The following is a 21,960-nucleotide window of genomic DNA, read 5'->3' as shown; positions in this document are numbered from 1 at the left end:
TCAGTTTGTTTTAAGGTAGTAGATTATGTTTAGTGAAACTTTTTCTCCAAGGTTTACCGATACTGATGCATTAGGGCATATTAACAATACTAACGTACCCATTTGGTTTGAAGGTGCTAGAGACCCTGTTTTTAAATTGTTTATTCCAGATCTAAACCCTAAAAAGTGGAACTTAATTTTAGCTAAAATTGATGTAACGTTTCATGCCCAAATGCATTATGGCAGCGAAATGGAAGTAAAAACGTATATTGGCCGTATAGGAAGCTCTTCTTTTAATATTTACCAAGAGCTGTGGCAAAACGGTGCAAAATGCGCGTCAGGCACCGCAGTAATGGTGCATTTTTGTTACACAAAGCAAAAAACTCAACCGATCCCTGAAAACATTATTCAAGAAATGAAGCCTCATATATATGCAGAAAATAATGTTTAAAGTTTTGTACAAAAACTATTAATTATTTGATTATTTGTATTCATTAAAATTACCAATTATTTTTAGTTATTTACTAACTATAACAAGTGGTTAGTAAAGTATATACTTTATAATTGACAAGTTGTACTTGGCGTAAAATAGCTAAAATAAATAATAAAACGGGTATTAAGTAAAAAATAATCTTTAAAATATCAGCAATAATTTATATTCGTGGTAAAATCATTTCCCATTTTTAAACACGGGTGATTCCTCAAACTATAACGTTAAATAGGAGGTCATCAGTGACAATTATTACTGCAGATTATAGGATTTACACATGGCCAGTCGCGGAGTTAACAAAGTTATTATTCTTGGAAATTTAGGCCAAGATCCTGAAGTTCGTTTTTTACCTAACGGTAGTGCTGTTGCTAACATAACAATAGCAACATCTGAAAGCTGGAAAGATAAGCAAACAGGCGAACCAAAAGAAAAAACTGAATGGCATAGTGTATCTCTATTTGGAAAGTTAGCTGAAGTTGCTGGCGAATACCTGAAAAAAGGTTCTAAGGTTTATATTGAAGGTCAATTACAAACGCGTAAATGGCAAAACCAACAAGGCCAAGATCAGTATAAAACTGAAGTTGTTGTACAAGGTTTTAACGGCGTAATGCAAATGTTAGATTCGCGTGGCCAAGGTGGCGGAGCTTCTCAAGGCGGTTTCCAACAACAAGCGCCAGCAGCACCGCAAGGTGGTTTCCAGCAACAACAAGCACCAGCTGCATCACAAGGTGGTTATCAGCAACAACAAGCACCAGCTGCGCCACAAGGTGGTTTCCAGCAACAACAAGCACCAGCTGCTCCACAAGGTGGTTACCAGCAGCAACAAGCACCAGCTGCTCCACAAGGTGGGTTTCAGCAACAACAGCCAGCACATCAAGGTGGCTTTCAGCAGCAAAATCATCAGTCAGCACCTAAGGTAAACCCTCAAGAGCCGACGATTGATTTTGATGATGATATACCGTTTTAGGAATATTTATAGAATGTAAAGAAAAGGTGAGCTAATGCTCACCTTTTTTAAAACAATATGTTGATGTAAGTCGTTTAAGCGTTTTTAAGGCAGTCTAACATTCTAACAATCGCAACCATACCAGGATCATCCATCCCAATAGTGCGCTCACCGAAGATACGTGCACGACCAATTTTATTGATCTTACCATTAAATTCAGCTAATGCTTCATTAGCAGCTTGAATACCTGTATCTAGCATCGCATCATTCGTTTGCGCTTTGTCCATTGATACAATCATCGCGCTGATAGAATACAATACCATTTTATCGCCTAAACTAGCGCCACCACGGCTCATCATTGCATCGAGTGCTGCCTGTAGTAATTTAGGAACCTCTGTTACCTTAATCGATTCTTGACCTTTAATTAATTTACCTGCAGCTATCATTGATGTGGCCATTAAGGTACCAAAGCTTGAACCAAGTACTTTTTGGATTTTAGTATAATTATTGGGTTTTCTGTTTATGAATTTTTTAATTCTTCCAGTAAATCATGAATCTCAGCTTTTAATTCTTTATCTACAATTTTATTACAACTAATTTTTGCTTTTTCTAAATGTTCTATAGCGCCTGTTTTGTCACCCAATTCTATTTTTAAAGTGGCAATTGAAAAGCTGATCGATGATCGAAAATCTTTAGAATTAATCGCTTCAGCTTTTAATAAGGCGCGTTCATAAATAGTAACTGCCAGCGCTAAATCGTCAGTAAAATCGCCGAGGGTTTCCCATTGTACAGGGTGATCTTTATCAGTATTGTCGTGTTCTTCGCATAGTTGTTTTAATTCTAAATAATGGCCATCAAATTTTGTTTGGTTTTCTTCTTGGGCAGCCGCTAATAAATCATCGGTGAGTGAGAGCACTCTTTTATATATTTTAGTATTCATGGTTGTGGCCTTAGTAATTATAGTTAACGAAGAATTAAGTGATTAGTTATTATAGATGTTTTATCCAAGGTAAATAGAAACTTATTGATATTAGCGCATAACAATAATAAAACTATTGTGACTTAGGTGTCTTTAGAAGGTAGTTTTTATTATTCTACTTGGTATTAGTAAATAAGCGAATGAATAAACTTTTATGAAATTTAAAATTTATCAAGTTGATGCTTTTGCATCGAATGTTTTTGAAGGCAATCCTGCGGCTGTTTGCCCGTTAACTGAATGGCTAGATGACGAGCTACTACAAAAAATAGCGGAAGAGAACAATTTATCTGAAACGGCTTTTTTTGTCATGTCAGAACAATCAATTCACCTACGTTGGTTTACGCCAATGGAAGAGGTTGATTTATGTGGCCATGCGACTTTATCTACAGCGTATGTGCTTTATGAGTATTTGGGGTTTATCAAACCAGAAGTAACTTTTATTACGAAAAGTGGCGAGTTAGTGGTCAGTAAAAATGCTCAGGGCTTTAGTATGAATTTTCCCGCCTCAATGCCTCAAACAGTAAAGGCTCCATCAGCATTATTAAAAGGTTTAGGCGTTAATATTTTACCTAAACAGGTTATGGCCGCTTTTGATTATATTGTTGTGTTAAACAATGAAGAAGAGGTACGCAAACTTACCCCTGATTTTTCAAAATGGTTAGATCTGGATCTACGAGGTGTGGTTGTAACAGCAGCTGGAAATAATACAGATTTTGTTAGCCGTAGCTTTTTTCCAAAATTAAGAGTGAATGAAGATCCCGTTACAGGTTCAGCTCATTGCGAGCTTGCTCCATATTGGGAGAAAGAATTAGCAAAGTCTAAACTCACAGGCGCACAAGTTTCAAAAAGAGGTGGAACTGTATTATGTGAAGTTAAAGCTGAACGCGTGGTTTTAACTGGAACCGCTGTAGGCTACATGGTTGGCGAAATTTTTGTTTAATATCGAGTGAGTTAATCATTATTTATATAAATAATGATTAACCCTTAGAGTGAAAGCTATTAGTTCACTTAATCGCTTAATAGATATATTGCGCTAATCCTATCGTTACTACATATCCAAAAGCGTAAGCTAAAAATAAAGCGGGGATATATTTAGAGTATGACAAAAAGGTAATTTCTTTCATTTTACTCATGGCGATAATACCTGCTGCAGAACCAATAACTAGCAATGAGCCACCTACTCCTACCGCATAAGTTAGGCCTAACCATTCAGGTGTTGTTAACGTCGGTTCTGCTTTTAATAACGCGGCAGTTAAAGGTACATTATCAAGTAAAGCAGAACCAATACCGGCTAAAAAGCTTGAAACATTAGGATCAAATTTGCTGTAAATTTCAGTAATTAATTCTAAAACACCAATTTCTTTCAACATACCAACAATTAATAAAATACCTAAAAAGAACAATAAAGTGTCGTATTCTATTTTACGTACGTAATCTAATATTTCTGTTTCTTCAGTATCGGTTCTGTATGTTCTTCCTACTAAAAACATAATAGAAAGCCCTCCCATAAAGGTTAAAACAGGTGGTATTTTAAAGAATATATTCAGTACCATGGTTAATACAATGGTACTAAAAAAGATAGCAGCAATCATAATGTCAACTCGCTCATAGCTTCGTTCACAAGGCTCTATGGAGGCTTGACCTTTAGTTCCAAAAGAAAGAATAATCGTTAAAAAGAAAACACTCGCTACTGCAGGAACAAGCAATATAAGTAATTCAGAAATTTGTAAGTGACCATCTAAAAATATCATCAAGGTAGTAACATCACCAGTGATTAACGAAACACCACCTGAGTTCACAGCGAAAATAGTTAACACAGCCATTTTAAGTTTGGTTTTTTTATCTAAATCGAAAGACTGTAATAAGGTTAGGGTAACTAAGGTTGCGGTTACATTGTCGCAAATTGCTGACAAAACTAATGAGAACAGGGCAACCAATAGCATTAACCTACGTTTAGATAACTTAGCTGGAAATAGCTTTTGCACCGCTGTTTGTATTACGCCTTTTGCATTTAAATATGCAACAAAGGTCATTGTAGACATTAAGAATAACCATAATACCGCTATTTCTAATAGATTTTCTTCGAGTTGATGGTTAAGTAGTGAATGTTCTCCAGGTTGTGCATTGATGAATAATGCTATCCATGAAATACATCCAAAAAACAATGTTGTTTTAGCTTTGTTTATGTGTGTTATTTCTTCAAAAACAATACTTAATAAAGCAAGGATAGCGAAAGAAATAAGAAGATATTCAACCATTTTAATTAACTCTAAGTAGATGCGTTTTATAAGAAAAAATAGTCCTAAATAGTGAGGTCTATTTTTGGTAGCGCGATTAGAGCATATATTCTAAAGTTATGCGAAATAATTAGAATGTATTTTAAATATTTTTAAGGAATATAGGGATGTTGTTATATGAGAGATAAAAAATAAAATGCCCTTAGGTGATTTACAAACACTTAAGGGCATTATAGTTATTTTATAAATAGCATCGGTTTTGCTGAAAACTATTTAAAATTAATAGTATGTATCTTCTCGATTATGAGCTTGGGGATCGTCAATTAACTCTTCAAAATCAACTTCAAAATTTTTATTATTATTTGTATCGGCCATGTAAATTCTGCGTGTTGAACCATCAATCCAAGTAACCGTACCGCTACCTTTCTTGCTCCCGCATTTCATTCCAATATGAATATCGTTAAATTGCATTGTCTCTCCTTAACCTTAATTATCATTAATTGCTAAAGGTACACATTTAGATTGTGAGTAATAATAATAGTTCAATCTAGCCGCAATGTGCGTTTGTTTTTCGAACAGGGACAGATCATTATAGAGAGAAAAATTTTTATATCTAGCTTTTTTAAGGTTGATATTTAACACCCAAAATGGCTTCTTTTCTAGCCCCTGTTACAGCTGGAATGTTGCCTGTAATTTTTTTATCAAAAGCATAAGCAAACCAAGCAAAAGCAGAAGCTTCTAATGCATCACTGTTTATATTAATGGTGTCGCTACTGGCAACGTTAAAATTGCTAAGTCTTTGTTTTATAATATTAAATAGGTATGTGTTTAGGGTGCCGCCGCCGCATAAGTATACGTTAGCTTTCGTACTTAATAATTGTACTTGATCGGTTATAGTTTGTGCAGTTAATGCCGTTAATGTAGCTTGAATATCTTCAGCTAGTAGCTGCTTTCTTTGTGTTGAATTTGATGCGGAACTTTGTAAAAACTGATCGATATTTGTATTAACCCAGTCCATATTAAAATACTCTCTGCCTGTACTTTTGGGGGCAGACAATGTGAGATAATCGTCCTTTAGAAAGTGATTTAAAAGCGCGGTATTAACGTTACCTGATTGTGCCCATTCGCCATTATTGTCGAACCTTCCTTGTTTGTGAGTTTTATACCAATCGTCGATTAACGCATTTCCAGGGCCCGTATCAAAGCCGAGTATAGATTTGCTTTTATCTACCGGGAGAAAGGTCACATTAGCAATACCACCAATGTTTATAACAAAAACATCTTGTGGCTCGTTAGGAAACAAGGCTTTATGAAAAGCTGGAACGAGAGGCGCTCCTTGACCACCTAACACCATGTCTTTGGTTCTAAAGTCACCAATAACTTTTATGCCTGTTAATGTAGCTAAGGTTTGGTTACAACCTATTTGTAATGTAAAAGGAGCGGCTATTTCTGAGGTGATACTTGGTCTGTGCCTGATGGTTTGCCCATGGTTACCAATAGCGGCAATTGTGTTTATATCTATATTTTCTTGTGAAACAAACTGGTTGATAGCTTGTGCAAACTGTTTGGCTAACAACACATCTAAAGTAAAAGCTTTATCTATTTCATTACCATTAGGTTGATAAAGCTCAGTAATTTTTTGGTAGGTTGTTTCGTTATACGCTTGGTAATAGCTTGCAATAAGATCAGGCTTTCCTGTAGAAAAGTCAACTAAAGCTAAATCTATACCGTCAGCACTTGTACCAGACATAATACCAATATATAGCTGACTTTGGTTTACAGTCATTACGATTTAGAATCAGCTTTTTGCATCGTTAACATGGCTTGGCGAGAACCATCAAGTTCAGCCATACGTCGTGCAGCTAAAGCAGTAAATTCTGCTTTATATTTTTTATCTAATGGATTGGCATTCGGTAATTTTACTGTTCTAGGGTTACGGTGTACGCCATTAAGTAAAAATTCGTAATGTAAATGGGGAGCCTGAGACATACCCGTTGATCCCACATATCCAATAACTTGTCCTTGCTTAACGCGTTGCCCTGCTTTAACTGCGCGTTTTGAAAAATGTAGGTACTTAGTCACAATACCGTTACCGTGTTGAATAAATACATAGTTACCATTGTATTTATTATAAGTTGAATGGGTTACTTTTCCGTTACCAGCAGCAACAACAGGTGTACCTGTTTTTGCTCGATAGTCTGTACCGTTATGTGGTTTTACTCTTTTTTGAATAGGGTGGAAGCGTTTAGGGTTAAAGTTAGAACTTATGTATCTGAAATTAACTGGCGCGCGTAAAAAAGCCTTACGCATACTTTTACCTGTAGCAGAGTAATATTCGCCATCGCTAAAGCGTATTGCTTGAAAAGGCTCATCTTGGTTAATAAATTCAGCGGCTAATATTTTACCAGCACCAATAAATTCGCCATCCACATATTTATTTTCATACACTACGTGAAAACTGTCACCCGATCTTATATCTAAAGCAAAATCGATATCCCAACCAAAAATATTTGCTAGGTTTATGATTTGTGCATCGTCTAAACCAGCAGCAATACCTGCACTCCAAAAATTAGATTTGATAATGCCGTGCGCTGTCGTTTCTCTAATTTCAACGGTTTTTGTTTCAATATGAGATTGATATTGTTCGTCTATCCAATTAACAAATAGGGTATCTGTTTTAGTCAGCGGGTAAGTAAGGGCAACAAGTTTACCTGTATCGTCTTTCGCAATATGGAGTATGTCGCCTATATTTAATCTTTTAAGTAATTTTGTATCTTTACCTTCAGCAATACTCAGCTCATAGGTTGTACGTGCGCTATAGCCTAAACGTTTAAGAATTTTAGCTAAAGAGTCACCACTTTTTACTTTAGCGGTATCCCATGTATAAGTTTCGCTAGCATCTTCAATAAGCGTTTCAGGTTCTTGGTTATTAATAGGTTCATCTGTTTTGGTTGAATCGAGAGAATCGTCATTTGAATCAACAATTGTTTCATTTAATACAGGCACGCCTGATTCGGGCACAGTTAATTGATATCTTTTACCTATTTCTAATGCGGTTTCCTGAGATTGACGACCGGCTTTAGCCTTTTCTGAAGGCAAAATTAGCAATACCATGAATATAGCAGTACATACGCTAATTATAATTTGATGTTTTTTAGGCAACTCTAAAAAGTAATTCTTTATGATATTCAATGGTTTAACTTCTATTGTATAGGTTTTATGTTTTGGCGAACTACTAACTATAACAAAAAAAAGCAAATACAACAGCTATAGGGTTTTATCCTAAGCAAAAAGTGCAGTAGAATTCGCCTATAAAATCTTACAAATTATCCCAATTGGAGCCATTAATGACTGATGTCAGCCAAGCGTTTGCCGAAATTAAACGCGGTGCAGAAGAAATCTTGCTAGAAGATGAATTACTTGCAAAATTAAAGAAAGGTAAACCTTTAAAAATTAAAGCGGGTTTTGATCCTACAGCACCAGATTTGCATTTAGGCCATACGGTTCTTATTAATAAGTTGCGTCAATTTCAACAGCTTGGACACGAAGTTATTTTTTTAATAGGTGACTTTACTGGCATGATTGGCGACCCAACGGGTAAAAATGTTACTCGTAAGCCGTTAACGAAAGAAGATGTGTTATCAAACGCTGAAACGTATAAAGAGCAAGTGTTTAAAATTTTAGACCCTGCTAAAACGACCGTAGCTTTTAACTCTACGTGGATGGATAAGTTAGGTGCGGCTGGTATGTTAAAGCTGGCTTCTCGTCAAACTGTTGCTCGCATGATGGAACGTGACGATTTTAAAAAGCGTTATGCTGGCGGCCAAGCAATAGCTATACATGAATTTATGTATCCGTTAGTACAAGGTTGGGATTCTGTTGCTTTAGAATCTGACGTGGAATTAGGCGGTACTGATCAAAAATTCAATTTATTAATGGGTCGTGAATTACAAAAGTCTGAAGGGCAACGTCCGCAAACTGTATTAATGATGCCGTTATTAGAAGGTTTAGACGGCGTTCAAAAAATGTCTAAATCATTAAATAACTATATTGGTATTACAGACAGCCCTACAGAAATGTTTGGTAAAGTTATGTCTATTTCTGATGTACTCATGTGGCGTTACTTTGATTTATTAAGCTTTAGGCCAATAGCTGAAATTGAAGCGTTTAAAACCGATATTGAAAACGGTACTAACCCTCGCGATATTAAAATTACGTTAGCGAAAGAATTAATCACTCGTTTTCATGATGAGAGTGCAGCAGAAGCCGCTCATCAAGAGTTTATTAATCGTTTCCAAAAAGGTGCAATGCCAGATGAAATTCCTGAAGTAGACGTAACGGCTGAAGATGGAAGTATTGCTATCGCTAATTTATTTAAAGACGCTGGGTTAGCAGCAAGTACGTCTGAAGCGATGCGTATGATCAAACAAGGCGCAGCAAAAATTGACGGTGAAAAAATTGTAGATAACAAACTTGCCGTTGAAGTAGGCACGTGTGCTGTGTTTCAAATAGGTAAGCGTAAGTTTGCAAAAGTTACGGTAAAATAAGCTCTATTTTACCGTTTAGCTGTAAGTAACTTATCCACTAAAGCCAGTAATTTTACTGGCTTTTTTGTGTCTGATTATAACGATATTGCTTAAAATTTTTCTTCACCCGTATAAAAAATCATATTATGAAAAGTGGTTTTTTTATCCGAAAGGTTACGATAGCCATGTTCTACATCAGCATTAAACTTAACAAACTCACCTTGTTTTAAATGATGCCATTGGTTGTTAATGCAATATTCCATTTCACCTTCAATGACGATGAGATGCTCTATTACACCTGTATTATGCGGTACCGACATATGTTGATGTAAGGGTTCTAATGTAAGTAAAAAAATTTCACTTTTGGTTTTAGGATCAAACGGAAACAAGGTTGCAATAGCGATACTTTGTTCGGTAATAAGCTTTTCAGGCAGGGTATTGTTTGTGGCTAATTCACCGAAAAAATAAGTCAGTGGTAACTCAAAACCATTTGCTATTTCCCACAATTTACTTACCGTTGGGCTAGACTCTCCGCGTTCTATTTGTCCTAGCATTGCCTTTGATACACCTGTATGTTTACTGGTAGTGTCTAGGCTCCAACTTTTGTTACTTCGTGCAGACTTTAATTGAAGACCGATAATGTTATGTGGAAGGCTGATCTTAATTCTCCTTGTGCGCTATTGCGCACAATGTTATAAACAATACATAAAGATATTATTATGGGAGGCAGCACTTTGTTAGTCAATCGAGTATTAAATTCTGTTATTGCAGGGTTTGTTGCTGTACTTATTGGTTTTGCGAGCACTATTGCTCTCATTTACCAAACGGTTATTAATTTGGGTGGTGATGCTAACCTTGCTGCGAGTTGGCTGCTGGTGTTGGGGCTTTCATTGGGTATCACTTCAATAGGGTTATCCTTTTTTTACCGTATTCCTATTCTTATTGCTTGGTCAACTCCAGGGGCTGCATTACTCATTAGTAATGCCCAAGGTGTTAGTATTAATGAGGCTATAGCTGGCTTTATGTTTTCAGCGGTACTTATTTTACTTTGCGGTGTTACCGGTTGGTTTGAAAAGTTAATGAATAAAATTCCTTTTCAACTCGCAACGGCTATGCTGGCTGGCGTGCTAGTTAACTTTGGTATTGGTGTGTTTAATCATATGAACGAAGCGCCTTTTCTTATTTTTTCTATGTTTATGGTATACCTTGTTAGTAAACGCTTTTTTCCAAAATATTCAATGATATTTGTTTTAGCGGTAGGTGTATTGGTTGCGTGGCAAACAGGGTTAATATTGCCAAGTCATACACAATTTACAGTAGCTGAATTTTCTTATACTGCTCCTCAATTATCTATGGAAGGCATACTAAGTGTGGGTATTCCTTTATTTATTGTTACCATGGCTGCACAAAATTTACCGGGTATTGCCGTGTTAAAAGCGCACGGTTATAAAGCACCAGTTTCAGCAACACTAACGGTAACGGGAGCGACTAATTTAGTCACTGCACCTTTTGGTGGTTATGCGTTAAATTTAGCGGCGATAACTGCGGCTATTTGTATGACCGAAGAAATAGATAAAGATCCGCAAAAGCGTTATTGGGCAGCTATGGCTGGCGGTGTTTTTCATATTTTGATGGGGATTTTTTCAGGATATTTAATTGGTGTTTTTTCTACATTTCCTTCGTCATTAATTTTTGCTTTAGCAGGAATTGCATTATTTACCACCATATCGAATAGTATTCAGCAATCTCTATCTGACACTAAGTATGTTGAAGCGTCTATGATCACCTTCCTTGTTACCGCGTCAGATCTCATGATGTTAGGTATTAGCTCTGTATTGTGGGGACTCATTGCAGGAATACTTACCTTGTTTATTATGAGAGAGCGACAATAAAATGTGTGTCATCTAAAGTGGCTAATACTGTCTTCTTAGCATTTTATTATTTACGACTTTTATAAACTAGCCATGATCCGCTCAAACGTATTATAACTAACACTTTTAAGTGGCATCGGTATATACCTGTATATACTTTTTAAACAAATAAGAGCAATCATCAATCGTTAAATTTAAAGCGAAGTATTTGAGTAACGTTTTTTGCAAAAGAGACGGGCTTGTTATTTTAACCTCTACTTTTTCACTTTTTGTAATATGAAAAAATAGGCCGTTACGTAATGAATGGATGTCTTTTTCAAGTTTGTTACACACCACTAAGTTATTCACAAATACTGCTTCAGGGTATTGGTATGAATAGAAGTTGCTTACTTTACAATCTGCCTCGGTATATTCATTTAAGTTAAAACAGTAAAGGGTGGAAAATCCCTCTTCTTTTTCTATTTCAAAGCTATATTCGTTAGTTTTAGCTTGTTGAACACGGTAATGATAAAAACCTTGAGATTGCACTTCATCTAACGACAGTTTGATAGGATAAGTCGAGCCAAAAGGACCAAAACCGGCATCTACAATATAGTGTTCACCTTTTAGGTTAACTAAGGTTATACGATGAGTTCTTGGTGCTTCTTGTTCCACGTCACTTACAACTTTTGCTAATAATAGACGTACGTTGTAACCGAGATCTTGCAGCGTGTCATACACCAGTTTGTTGTGTTCAAAACAGTAACCACCTCGGCCTTCAGTGACTATTTTGTTAAAGACACTCTTGCTGTCTATTTTTATGTTTTGGCCTAACAATACCGCGAGATTATTAAAGCTATATTTAGCGACATGAGCGCTTTGTAGTTTATTTAAAAAGTTGAGATCGGGTTTATCAAAAGTTAGCTCTAATTCTTCGAGGTAAGTTTTGGTGTTTTTATTAAATGACATGATGAACCTGTTTTTATTTATAAGAAGTTAGTGTTCGTAATTGATCATGGTAATACTCATAATTAGCGTAATAACACCCAAAACCTTTATGGTTGATAAAGGCTTAATAGGTAAATTAAACCAGCCAAAATGACTAATGATTATAGCCATAACTATTTGCCCTCCTAAGGCGTACGACATTAAAGAACCAAGCCCTATTTTGGGAGCTAAATAAAAAAACATACTCACGCCAAAAGCACTAAATATACTCCCTGTAAACCATAAATATAAAGGAACTGTTTCTGCATTTGTGAATGATATTGACGGGTTGTTTAATAATAATAAAGTTGAAAAAGAAAATATCCCACTTAGTATAAAAGCAATACTACTCGCCATTAACGGACTGTTTAATAGCATACCCAATTGTGTATTTAACGCTGATTGAAGCGCAATTGCCGCACCTGCTAAAATAGCGAGTGCTGCAATTAATAATAAGTTATTCATTGTGTTTAAGGTGGCTATGTAAGGTGACTAGATTTTATCTTGGTTATTTTTTTAAGGCATTTACATAGGTTGATAATTTAGGTTTTATTACTTTTTCGAATTCTACTCAGCTGTGTTGGTGTAATACCTAAGTGTGACGCAATATGATATTGAGCTAATCGTTGACTTAGTTCAGGAAACTCTTGTAAAAACTTTTGATAACGCTGGGTCGCGTCTTCTTGAATTATCTCGTTTTCACGCGCATCTTTTGTTAATAGCCAGTTTTTTTCTAAATAATAAATTTGGAATAATTTTAAGTCTTCACTGGTTAATAGTAGTTGACGGTATTGTTTAAAATTAATGGTAATAATAATTGAAGGTTCTAATGCCTCAATAGTAATAGTCGTTGGAGAATCAGTGAGTAAAGCTGTCATTGAACCTGGAAAACACCTTTCATAAAAAAAGGTTTTATTGTATTCGTTTCCCTTATTGTCCATATTAAAAGCCCGAAAAAGACCTTGATATACAAAAGCGAAAGACTGGGGTACTTGTCCACTTGGGTATAAAGCTTCATTTTTCTCTATGCTTTTATACTCGCAAAATTTAATGAATGTATTCCACGTTGAATCAGACAGTGGATAATAAGCATTTATGGTTGCTTTTAAAGCTAAAAAGGCTTGGTTTTTAATGGCATTGTTTATCATAAAATAATTGTATCAACCTTATTGAAAAATTTCTTATTTGTATAAGTTTAAATTATTATTTACGCCATAATCTGTTTTTTGAAAAAGGAGAACATTATGTACAAATGGTTAACGGTTATGGGTATCGTATGTTTAGGCTTTGTTATTGTTTTATTAAGTCTAGGATATTTGCTAAAGGAAAATGAAGTAGCGACTACAGCATTAAAGCAAAAGTTAGATCAACAAAAACAATTGAACTCTTCTGATAAAAACACCTCTAAAGCAATATTAACTTTGGTTGATAAGCAGCAAGAACAAGAAAATAAACTTAATTATTTTAAAAGCGTTATTATCAAAAATCTCACCTGTGCAACATCACAGCAATGTGTTTTAGTGAATACTAAAGAACCGGATCTTAATTGTTTTGTTGCTGTAAATACTATAGGTGCTTCTTTAGTGAAAAAAGCTTTAAAAAAAGAAAAAGGCAAGGGCATTGATAATAGCAATGTGTGTGCTTCGTTCAATCAAAACGTAAACAGCGTGTGTAAACAAAATATATGTCAAATAGAAGGTGAGCTGTAGTAGGTTGTATCTTCTTAAAATATTATTCGTAACAAATATTAACAAAGTTATGATTCGATTCGTAGCCAAAATAAGACATGCTGTATATTTATAAATTAATAAAATAGGAGGCAATATGAAAATATCCAATGTATTAAATGTGTCTGTAGCAACATTTTTATTGCTTGTTATTACATGGAATGTTGCAGCAGGTGAATCAGAAGTTATATGGGAAAATCCAGATAAATATACTGATATACGTGCAGGTTCAGAAAGTCAATCACGATTTGAAGCAAGAATATTTAATAGCTTTGAAAAGCATTTTGCTAAATTGACTGAAAAATTACCAGAAGGACAAATACTTAAAATCAAAGTAATAGATGTTGATCTAGCTGGCGACGTGCGTTTTGATACCATGGACAGAATTCGCGTAATTCGTGATATATATTTTCCTCGTATAGAGTTTTCGTATCAATTAGTGAATGCTGATAAGTCGGTTGCTCAGTCAGGAGAAATTAATTTAAAAGACATGGTATTTATGGGATCTTTTTCGCGTTATCAAAATAAAAGCCTGAGCTATGAAAAGGTCATGCTAGATAAGTGGTTTGCAGATACATTTATGGATAAATCTTAAAGTGATTAAATATTATTCGCAACGAATTTTTAGTCGATTAATTTAAGATATTTAAAACAGCTATAAAGAAAATAAAGCTAAACTCTGCTAGGCTTAATCAAAATACCAAATGACTTAATTTCTTCAATGCAAAAAATATTTTTTGGAATTATTATTGTCTGTTGCATGGTTTCAAAAGCATTTTGCGCAGATAAAGTTGTGTTACAACTTAAATGGGAACACGAATTTCAGTTTGCAGGCTATTATGCCGCACTCTGGCAAGGATATTACAAAGACCTTGATATTGATGTAGATATCCGCCCTATTAGTCGCCCTGATGGCACCTTAGTTTTTCCGGTAGACGAAATACAAAACGGCAATGCCCATTTTGCTGTTGGTGGATTAGATATTTTAACCTCAAAAGATAAGGGGTTAGATTTAGTTGTGTTAGCTTCTTTTTTTCAACGAAGCCAAACCGCTATATTTTCCTTAACAGACACATCTATTGATAACCTTTCACAATTAGCAAAATTACGCATAGGAATTCCCGTTAGTGGAACAACTAAAGCAGAAATAGAAGCTGTTTTTATGACGCAAGGATTTGATCTTGAAAAAATCAATTTTGTTCATTCAGACAATACCGTTGATGCTTTAATAAAAAATGAAGTTGATGCTATTGTTACTTACGATATTTCTGCCACGTATGAAGCTGAGGAAAGGGGGGTAAAGCTTAATAAATTAGATCCTGCCGACTTTGGAATTAATTTCTATGGAGATACATTATTTACCTCACAACAACTCATACAACGGGATCCTGAGCTTGTTGCTAACTTTGTTTCAGCTTCAATCAAAGGTTGGCATTATGCACTGCAGCATAAAGAAGAAATAGCTAAAAAAATTACGGATAAACTGCCTAGATATGTTTTCAACTATGCAGATAACTACAAATATAATATGGCCTATGCCAACTTAATTGATGATTTAATTAACTACCCGCAACAAAAGATTGGTGATACAGATCCAAATCGTTGGATTACCATGAATGATAAAATGCGCGAATTGGGTCTCGTGCATTCTTATCTTGTGAAAGAGGAGTTTTTTTTCGATTCACAAGATAAAAAAAATAACTTATCAACCAATATCTGGATGTTTGTTCTACTCATCATTTTGTTAGTAGCAACTTACATTTCTTGGCATAAACAAAACATTATATTTAATATTATATGTATTTTATTATTGTCTTATATTATTGATATACAAATTGTCAAAGTGTTAGAGAATGAGCATAAGCAGCACACTAAGCTTAATTTGTTCCGTCAACTCAGTTCTATTAGCGCCAAAGTGGAAGGCGAATTACAAACCAATTTATCAATGCTTAGTGGCTTTGCAGCTTATATCTCTGCAGAGCCAGATCTAACCTATGAAGATTTTAGTAATTACGCACAAGAAATATATAGAAAAGAACCCATGCTAGTAAGTATTGGGGCCGCTAAAGACCTTGTTGTTAACTATATTTATCCCTTAGAGGATGTTGACAAGGTGATTGGTCTCGAATATCTAAAAGTTCCTGAACTCAAAGATTCCGTGTTAAAAGTTATAAAGACAGGACAATTAATGGTTGTAGGACCAATTCAATTAGTTAGAGGTGGTACCGCATTTATTGGACGAGCGCCTATTTATACCGGAAATGGTGAGAATAGAAGATTATGGGGAATTATTTCAGCGCCACTTGATGCTGATAAGTTGTATATGCAGTCAGGTATATTAGCCAGCGTAAAACATTTTAATTTAGCGATACGTAGTTTTGATACTAATGGTAAATATGGCCCTGTATTTTTTGGTGACGAAGCCACGTTTAATGATCCTGATGTTATTCAAACGGCAATTAATGTTGGTGCTGGTACTTGGCACTTAGCAGCAACACCGAATGAAATGATAGGGCATGGCGCAACCAACGTTACTATATTTAGAATGGTATTGGTTATATCTGCCTTAATTATTTGTATTTTTTCCATAGTTCGTATACGTCAACAAAAAGAAAAACATCATCTTCAAACGACAATTTTAACGAATCAACAACTACTTGAGAATGTTGGTCAAGTTGCAAAAATTGGTGGCTGGAAGTTAGATAAACATTTAATGTTTTTAGAATGGTCTAAACAATCGTCTAGTTTATTAGGTAAGCCATTAGACTATTGTCCAAGAAGTTTGGACGATATTGCCGGTTTCTTTGATGCTGAAGCTTTTAATGTATGGAAAGATAAAATAGAACAAGCTGGGCTTTCAAATGAATCTTTTGAACTTGATTTACAATTAAACCAAGTCAAAGGCGCTAAGATTTGGCTTAGGGTTATTGTGAGCGTGTCAGAGGAAGAAGGTGAAAGTGTAGTAACAGGAACTATGCAAGATGTAACTGATAAAGTACTCAGTGCTAAACTTATAGAACGCCAAGCAACATATGATGCTTTAACTAATTTACCTAATCGTATTTTATTTAACGATCGTTTGGTTAATGCGATGGAAACTGCAAAAAGAAAAGATAATAAAGTTGCCGTACTCTTTATTGATTTAGATAGATTTAAACCGATTAATGATAATCATGGTCATCAAATGGGAGATAAATTATTAGTTGCAGCTGCAGAACGTATTAGTCATTGTGTGCGTAATTACGATACGGTATCGCGTTTAAGTGGTGATGAATTTGGTGTTATTCTCGCTGATATTCATTTGTATTCTGATGCATTGAAGGTTAGTGATAAAATACATGAAGCCATGCAGCAAAGTTATGAGCTTGATGACAAATTACTACACTGTAGTGCAAGTATTGGTATAGCTTTATATCCAGATGATACGACTAGTGCAGATGCTTTGATTCAAAAAGCAGATCAGGCCATGTATGAAGTTAAAAATAGTGGAAGAAATGGTTGTCAATTTTACACTAGAGAAATGCAAGTTAAGTCAGAATACCGTCATAATTTACTGAATGATCTTATTATTGCTATAGAAGAGAAAGAAATAAAACCTTACTTCCAGCCTATAATCGATTTGCAAACAAATCATGTGTGTAAATGTGAGTCGTTAGCAAGATGGCAGCAAAGTGATGGTACTTTCATATCCCCGTCTGAATTTATAGATCTAGCAGAAGAGTCAGGCTTGATTAATAAACTTGATCTTGCAATGTTAGAATATTCAGCTCGAGAACTTATTACTATTAATCAACAAGGTCATAATGTTGGATTGACAATTAACATCTCTCCTCGAATTTTCCATACTAAAGATAAAGCGCTAGATAGTTGGATGGCTTCTATTCACCAGTTAAGTCAACAATTAGATATTACTATCGAAATAACAGAGCGCTTATTAACAAATGATTCCGACAAAGCCCTTAATGTATTAAATATATTAAAAGGGTATGGAATAAAAATTGCGATTGACGACTTTGGTACAGGTTATTCTTCATTGAGTTATTTAATTAAATTTCCTGTAGATATTATTAAAATAGATCGTAGCTTTGTAGATGCTATTGGTAAAGAACCTTCCGCAGAAACATTAATAGAAACAATATTATTAATGGCTAAAAAATTAAGCATTAAGGTTGTTGCTGAAGGTATAGAAACAGAAGCACAACTAGATTTTTTACATAAATATCATTGTGATTATGGGCAAGGTTATTTATTAGGGCGACCTATGCCTACTGAGCATTTCTCTGCTCTTATTCAAAAAAATAATGAAAAATAATCAGTTAAAAATAGAAGTGACTATTGAGCTTTTGATTATGAACTTTGTTCAGATTAAAAGTTAGAGTTTAAATAGCTCTACCCATATCACTCAAGCGCTCTGAAATAGCCTCTTGATTGGTAACGGGTATATAACTCGTGTATTGAAATGGTATGGTAAACTCTAAAAGAGCTCTTCTTTATTAATGGGTTTGTTGGTGTGCTTGTTCAAAATTTCCTAATACAATAAATAACTGCTCTATTTTTTTAACAATACTAATTAATAAGGTTTGGTCGTTATTTTTTTGCCACAACATAAAATCATCGGCTAACTCTTCAACATAAGGTTGAAAAGTATTAGCGCTAGATTTAAAGCCCGCTTCTTTTTTAAATACAGCTTCAAAGCCCGCTTGTTTCTTTTCTCTTAAATCCGCTAAGGTAGCATCTGCCGCTAACGATTTTTTTAACACAAGTGAAATATTATCAAGTAATTGTTGGTTTACAGCGTTGGTCATAAATTAAAGCTCTTTTATTTAGATAGCCAAACCGCAAACTCATATCGTTAGCTGATTTGGACAATGTGCATATATTTTGCGGCTATTATGTCAAATTAATAGGGGTTTTGTTAGCTTCGCCAGCAATTTCTCTTACTAATTTAGGCATTAAAAATCCCGGTAATATTGCCATAGTTTCGTTAACAATATTAATGGCCGTTTGTTCTTCTACTTCAAAGTGCGCTACACCTTGTACTTTATCAAACATGTGTAAGTAATAAGGCTGAATACCTGTATCAAAAAGTTTTTCACTTAAACTTGCTAATATCTTTGCTTCATCATTAATGGCTTTTAATAAAACACTTTGATTAAACAAAGGAATACGTGCAGCTCTTAAAGGCTCTAATGCATCTGCAAGTTCTTGGTTTATTTCGTTAGGGTGATTAATGTGTAGCACTACGGTTGTTTTTAAACGACTATTTTGTAATTGCGACACAAATGCTGACGTAATACGTTGCGGTATAACAACAGGCAAGCGAGTATGGATCCTAAGGCGAGAAACATGAGGTATTACTTCTATTTGTGTTATTAACCAAGCTAAATGGTCGTCATTAGCCATTAAAGGGTCGCCGCCACTAAATATAACTTCGTTAATTTCATCGTGCTTAGCAATATAAGAGAGCGCCTCTTGCCAGTCAGCTTTACTTGGGCTGTTGTCTTGGTAAGGAAAATGCCGTCTAAAACAATATCTACAATTAATGGCACAGCCTGCTTTTACAATCATTAACACTCTATGTTTGTATTTGTGCAATAAGCCTTTTGCAACTGTGTCGTGTTCTTCAAGGGGGTCTGTCGTAAAACCATCTGTGATCACAAATTCACTATGTAATGGCATTACTTGCTTTAATAGGGGATCGTTAATATCGCCTTTTTTCATTTTTTTAATAAAAGGGCGCGGTACTCTAACGGGAAATAACTGCCTTGCTTTAAAATGTTGAAGGTAGTTATTTGGGTCAATATCTAGCAGCTCAAGTAGCTCTTTCGGATCAGTTACTACATTGGCTAATTCTTTTTGCCAAGTGTTAGGCGTGGTATCTGTCATATTAATTTCAGTATTAGCTAGACTGCTTACTTGAGTATTTATTCGCGACAAAATAGCTTGCCCTTGTTGGTGTGGTTTATTGTTTGATTTGATTGTAGTTAGCGCGCTAATTTTAGTCTTATGCTTTACACAAAGCAACGAGGCCTTAGATGAAAGAAATAAAATGGTGCTAATTAATTTGCCTCTCGTTGCAGGGGGAGCAGCCGTAAAAACCCATTAAATAAAACAATTAGTTAAAAAGCAGGCAAAATGCCGTGAAAAAGAGTGCCATAAAGAGTATTATTTGCAGCATTAAAAATCTCAGCATTCATATAGAGCACAATTATCATGGCTAATTACAGCACAAACCAATTTAAAGCTGGTCTTAAAATCATGCTTGATGACGAACCTTGTAACATTCTTGAAAACGAAATTGTTAAACCGGGTAAAGGCCAAGCATTCAACCGTGTAAAAATCCGTAAACTTGTTTCAGGTAAAGTACTTGAAAAAACATTTAAATCTGGCGATTCAGTAGAAGGCGCAGATGTAATGGATATAGAACTTGCTTACTTATATACAGACGGTGAGTTTTGGCATTTCATGAACAATGAAACATTTGAGCAAGTTGCTGCTGACGAAAAAGCCGTAGCCGATGCGACTAAATGGTTAGTTGAAGCTGATCTTTGTACTATAACATTATGGAACAATTCGCCTATTTCGGTAGTACCACCTAATTTTGTGGAGCTTGAAATTACTGAAACTGATCCTGGTTTGAAAGGTGATACGGCAGGTACTGGTGGTAAACCCGCTACATTATCTACTGGCGCTGTTATTCGTGTACCTTTATTTGTTCAAATAGGTGAAGTAGTAAAAGTTGATACAAGAACAGGTGATTACGTATCTAGAGCGTCTAAATAAGCTAAGTTGTGTAGAATAGATATGAAAGCTCACGTTATGTGAGCTTTTTTGTTTGTGGCTGTTATATTAATCATCATTGATCCGTATTATCTTAGGTATTATCAGTTAAAACTGATACCTAACCTTTGCCCAAATGTTTGAATTTTTTTGATGTTGTCCAAAAAAAGTAAAATCTTCTTTCCCCCAAAACACATTTGCTCCCACACTGTATAACCAATGGTCGTTTTGCCTGTAACTTATCGATGATTTTAAATACCCGTCGTGATCGGTAGGCGAATAAAAGGTAAAAATAGAATACACCAAGGTTTGTTGTAAGGCGCGTATGGTTAATCTTGCCGTGAATAGTTGCCTATTTCTGTCTTTTAGTTGTTCGGGGTAGGCATACGAGCTAGCGAGCTGTGCATAATTTTTAGTGTGTTCTACGTAATATTGAGTATTTAGCGTTACGTTTTTTATTAATTCAGTTTCGTAACCGATTAAAAAGCGTTGTTGGCTATGGGGGACAAAGTACGTGTTTGAGTGATAGGCTTCAGTATTTTCTATGCTGTTGTAGTTAACAATTTCCGCGTTAAAAAGTCCTTTGTACAAAGGTGCTCTAATGCTGGCGCCTACTGAGTTCATTTTAGGAAAGTAGGGGAGTTGACTTGAGTTTATTCCTTCAGGCGTGGTCCATCTTCCTTTGTAGCCGTATAGCGCATATTCAACACCTTGTTGCGTGGTAGATAAGCGAGTAAACCATTGTTCATCGTTGGGTTCTTGATAAGTAAAATTCTCAGGTGCAATTTGCTGTTGTAATTGCGGCGAATAAAATGAGAAACGCTCACCGCGAATAAAGTTGTCTTCGGTAAATTCAGGAGTCCACACAACATCTAAGGTATAGCCGTTTATAAACCAAGAGGTTTTAACACTGTTAGACGGAGCTTTTAGGTACTCGTCGTCTCGCCCTGAAAAAAATGACTGCCAATCTTTAGGAAATAAGTCGTTAATAAATAAGTAGTCGGCTGTTCCCCAAGTGAGGACTTGTTTACCTATTTTTATATCAAGAAAATCGAAAGGGCTTGCTTGAATATTAAGTTCACGCACTAAGAGCTTATTTTTGTTAAGTACCTGATCAAACAATAGCTCTCCTTTTGCGGTTATATCGAAATGTAAGGTGGAATAATTAACATTTATTCTTGCTCTTACTTCTTCAAGAGGACTATTGGAGCGCGAGTTTGAATAAAGGTTTTCGCTTTCACTTAATGTATTTATTTGTGTTTGGTTTTGAGTGAAACGCCCATAAGCCCCCTCAATAAAGCCTGATATTTTCCATGGCGATACGGCTTCATCATCGCCCCAACCATCGTCAGCCCAATCATCTGTACTGTTTTGTGCAGCGTGAAGAGGGTAGGAGCATAATATTAACAAACCCAGTAGTTTTCGGGCGTAACGAGAATATTTAAAATGTTTTAACATG

General features: G+C 35.3%; 22 protein-coding genes. 9 read left to right on the top strand and 13 right to left on the bottom strand.

All coding sequences use genetic code 11. The annotated features are described in order from the left end of the window. Positions 1 to 25: 25 nt before the first annotated feature. Together ACM9HF_RS12105 and ssb are read left to right on the top strand one after the other, a co-directional pair. The gene (locus tag ACM9HF_RS12105) at positions 26 to 430 is read left to right on the top strand and encodes an acyl-CoA thioesterase (protein ID WP_473608549.1); all 405 of its coding nucleotides are present in this window, start codon (positions 26 to 28) and stop codon (positions 428 to 430) included. A 316-nt stretch (positions 431 to 746) separates the two neighbouring features. Beyond that, the gene (gene ssb / locus ACM9HF_RS12100) at positions 747 to 1,436 is read left to right on the top strand and encodes a single-stranded DNA-binding protein (protein ID WP_473608545.1); all 690 of its coding nucleotides are present in this window, start codon (positions 747 to 749) and stop codon (positions 1,434 to 1,436) included. Between the two features lie 74 nt (positions 1,437 to 1,510). Here ssb and ACM9HF_RS12095 read toward each other — a convergent pair whose 3' ends face one another. Both ACM9HF_RS12095 and ACM9HF_RS12090 read right to left on the bottom strand, forming a co-directional pair. After that, a complete protein-coding gene (locus ACM9HF_RS12095; protein ID WP_473618298.1) occupies positions 1,511 to 1,909 on the bottom strand; it encodes a DAK2 domain-containing protein in 399 nt (132 codons plus the stop codon). Between the two features lie 26 nt (positions 1,910 to 1,935). After that, positions 1,936 to 2,355, bottom strand: a complete 420-nt coding sequence (locus ACM9HF_RS12090; protein WP_473608542.1) for a tetratricopeptide repeat protein — start codon at positions 2,353 to 2,355, stop codon at positions 1,936 to 1,938. A 193-nt stretch (positions 2,356 to 2,548) separates the two neighbouring features. On the opposite strand from ACM9HF_RS12090, the gene ACM9HF_RS12085 reads away from it, so the two are divergent. Continuing rightward, complete coding sequence (locus ACM9HF_RS12085) at positions 2,549 to 3,334, top strand: PhzF family phenazine biosynthesis protein (protein ID WP_473608538.1); 786 nt, start codon at positions 2,549 to 2,551, stop codon at positions 3,332 to 3,334. Positions 3,335 to 3,410: 76 nt separating this feature from the next. Here the strand turns inward: ACM9HF_RS12085 and nhaD are convergent, their stop codons facing one another. The 4 genes from nhaD to ACM9HF_RS12065 all read right to left on the bottom strand — a co-directional run bounded on the left by nhaD (position 3,411) and on the right by ACM9HF_RS12065 (position 7,793). Further along, positions 3,411 to 4,652 carry a sodium:proton antiporter NhaD gene (gene nhaD, locus ACM9HF_RS12080; protein ID WP_473608534.1) on the bottom strand — a complete coding sequence of 414 codons (1,242 nt, stop codon included), beginning with the start codon at positions 4,650 to 4,652 and terminating at the stop codon, positions 3,411 to 3,413. A gap of 258 nt (positions 4,653 to 4,910) precedes the next feature. Further along, on the bottom strand, positions 4,911 to 5,102 hold the full coding sequence (locus ACM9HF_RS12075; RefSeq protein WP_473608531.1) for a hypothetical protein: 192 nt from the start codon (positions 5,100 to 5,102) through the stop codon (positions 4,911 to 4,913). A 151-nt stretch (positions 5,103 to 5,253) separates the two neighbouring features. Continuing rightward, entirely contained in the window at positions 5,254 to 6,417 is a 1,164-nt protein-coding gene (locus tag ACM9HF_RS12070) for an anhydro-N-acetylmuramic acid kinase (protein WP_473608527.1), read from the bottom strand. After that, positions 6,417 to 7,793 carry a peptidoglycan DD-metalloendopeptidase family protein gene (locus ACM9HF_RS12065; protein WP_473618297.1) on the bottom strand — a complete coding sequence of 459 codons (1,377 nt, stop codon included), beginning with the start codon at positions 7,791 to 7,793 and terminating at the stop codon, positions 6,417 to 6,419. The genes ACM9HF_RS12070 and ACM9HF_RS12065 overlap by 1 nt, the downstream gene beginning before the upstream one ends. Positions 7,794 to 7,978: 185 nt before the next feature. On the opposite strand from ACM9HF_RS12065, the gene tyrS reads away from it, so the two are divergent. Next, on the top strand, positions 7,979 to 9,178 hold the full coding sequence (gene tyrS / locus ACM9HF_RS12060; protein WP_473608524.1) for a tyrosine--tRNA ligase: 1,200 nt from the start codon (positions 7,979 to 7,981) through the stop codon (positions 9,176 to 9,178). Positions 9,179 to 9,267: 89 nt separating this feature from the next. Here the strand turns inward: tyrS and ACM9HF_RS12055 are convergent, their stop codons facing one another. After that, positions 9,268 to 9,795, bottom strand: a complete 528-nt coding sequence (locus tag ACM9HF_RS12055) for a helix-turn-helix domain-containing protein (RefSeq protein WP_473618296.1) — start codon at positions 9,793 to 9,795, stop codon at positions 9,268 to 9,270. Positions 9,796 to 9,891: 96 nt separating this feature from the next. Here ACM9HF_RS12055 and ACM9HF_RS12050 point away from each other — a divergent pair, with 96 nt between their 5' ends. Next, complete coding sequence (locus tag ACM9HF_RS12050; RefSeq protein ID WP_473608522.1) at positions 9,892 to 11,049, top strand: benzoate/H(+) symporter BenE family transporter; 1,158 nt, start codon at positions 9,892 to 9,894, stop codon at positions 11,047 to 11,049. 105 nt (positions 11,050 to 11,154) lie between these two features. Here the strand turns inward: ACM9HF_RS12050 and ACM9HF_RS12045 are convergent, their stop codons facing one another. The 3 genes from ACM9HF_RS12045 to ACM9HF_RS12035 form a co-directional block, all read right to left on the bottom strand. After that, the gene (locus tag ACM9HF_RS12045; RefSeq protein ID WP_473608517.1) at positions 11,155 to 11,976 is read right to left on the bottom strand and encodes an arylamine N-acetyltransferase family protein; all 822 of its coding nucleotides are present in this window, start codon (positions 11,974 to 11,976) and stop codon (positions 11,155 to 11,157) included. Positions 11,977 to 12,003: 27 nt separating this feature from the next. After that, positions 12,004 to 12,459, bottom strand: a complete 456-nt coding sequence (locus tag ACM9HF_RS12040; protein WP_473608514.1) for a DMT family transporter — start codon at positions 12,457 to 12,459, stop codon at positions 12,004 to 12,006. A 77-nt stretch (positions 12,460 to 12,536) separates the two neighbouring features. Further along, on the bottom strand, positions 12,537 to 13,142 hold the full coding sequence (locus ACM9HF_RS12035; RefSeq protein WP_473608510.1) for a Crp/Fnr family transcriptional regulator: 606 nt from the start codon (positions 13,140 to 13,142) through the stop codon (positions 12,537 to 12,539). A 96-nt stretch (positions 13,143 to 13,238) separates the two neighbouring features. Here ACM9HF_RS12035 and ACM9HF_RS12030 point away from each other — a divergent pair, with 96 nt between their 5' ends. From ACM9HF_RS12030 to ACM9HF_RS12020, 3 genes are all read left to right on the top strand, one after another. After that, positions 13,239 to 13,703, top strand: coding sequence for a hypothetical protein (locus ACM9HF_RS12030; protein ID WP_473608507.1), 465 nt, complete (start codon positions 13,239 to 13,241; stop codon positions 13,701 to 13,703). A gap of 115 nt (positions 13,704 to 13,818) precedes the next feature. Beyond that, positions 13,819 to 14,316, top strand: a complete 498-nt coding sequence (locus tag ACM9HF_RS12025; RefSeq protein WP_473608503.1) for a DUF3016 domain-containing protein — start codon at positions 13,819 to 13,821, stop codon at positions 14,314 to 14,316. Positions 14,317 to 14,481: 165 nt separating this feature from the next. Continuing rightward, the gene (locus ACM9HF_RS12020; protein WP_473608499.1) at positions 14,482 to 18,033 is read left to right on the top strand and encodes an EAL domain-containing protein; all 3,552 of its coding nucleotides are present in this window, start codon (positions 14,482 to 14,484) and stop codon (positions 18,031 to 18,033) included. A gap of 181 nt (positions 18,034 to 18,214) precedes the next feature. Here the strand turns inward: ACM9HF_RS12020 and ACM9HF_RS12015 are convergent, their stop codons facing one another. Continuing rightward, a complete protein-coding gene (locus ACM9HF_RS12015; protein WP_473608497.1) occupies positions 18,215 to 18,526 on the bottom strand; it encodes a hypothetical protein in 312 nt (103 codons plus the stop codon). Positions 18,527 to 18,611: 85 nt separating this feature from the next. After that, the gene (gene epmB / locus ACM9HF_RS12010; protein ID WP_473618295.1) at positions 18,612 to 19,607 is read right to left on the bottom strand and encodes an EF-P beta-lysylation protein EpmB; all 996 of its coding nucleotides are present in this window, start codon (positions 19,605 to 19,607) and stop codon (positions 18,612 to 18,614) included. 327 nt (positions 19,608 to 19,934) lie between these two features. Here epmB and efp point away from each other — a divergent pair, with 327 nt between their 5' ends. Further along, positions 19,935 to 20,504 carry an elongation factor P gene (efp, locus tag ACM9HF_RS12005; protein ID WP_076420143.1) on the top strand — a complete coding sequence of 190 codons (570 nt, stop codon included), beginning with the start codon at positions 19,935 to 19,937 and terminating at the stop codon, positions 20,502 to 20,504. 105 nt (positions 20,505 to 20,609) lie between these two features. Here the strand turns inward: efp and ACM9HF_RS12000 are convergent, their stop codons facing one another. Then, entirely contained in the window at positions 20,610 to 21,959 is a 1,350-nt protein-coding gene (locus ACM9HF_RS12000; protein ID WP_473608493.1) for a hypothetical protein, read from the bottom strand. Between the last annotated feature and the right edge of the window lies 1 nt (position 21,960).

Origin of the sequence: Colwellia sp. RE-S-Sl-9 (genome assembly GCF_048296855.1) — a bacterium.
Classification (GTDB): domain Bacteria; phylum Pseudomonadota; class Gammaproteobacteria; order Enterobacterales; family Alteromonadaceae; genus Pseudocolwellia.
This window is presented reverse-complemented; position numbering and strand designations above follow the sequence as displayed.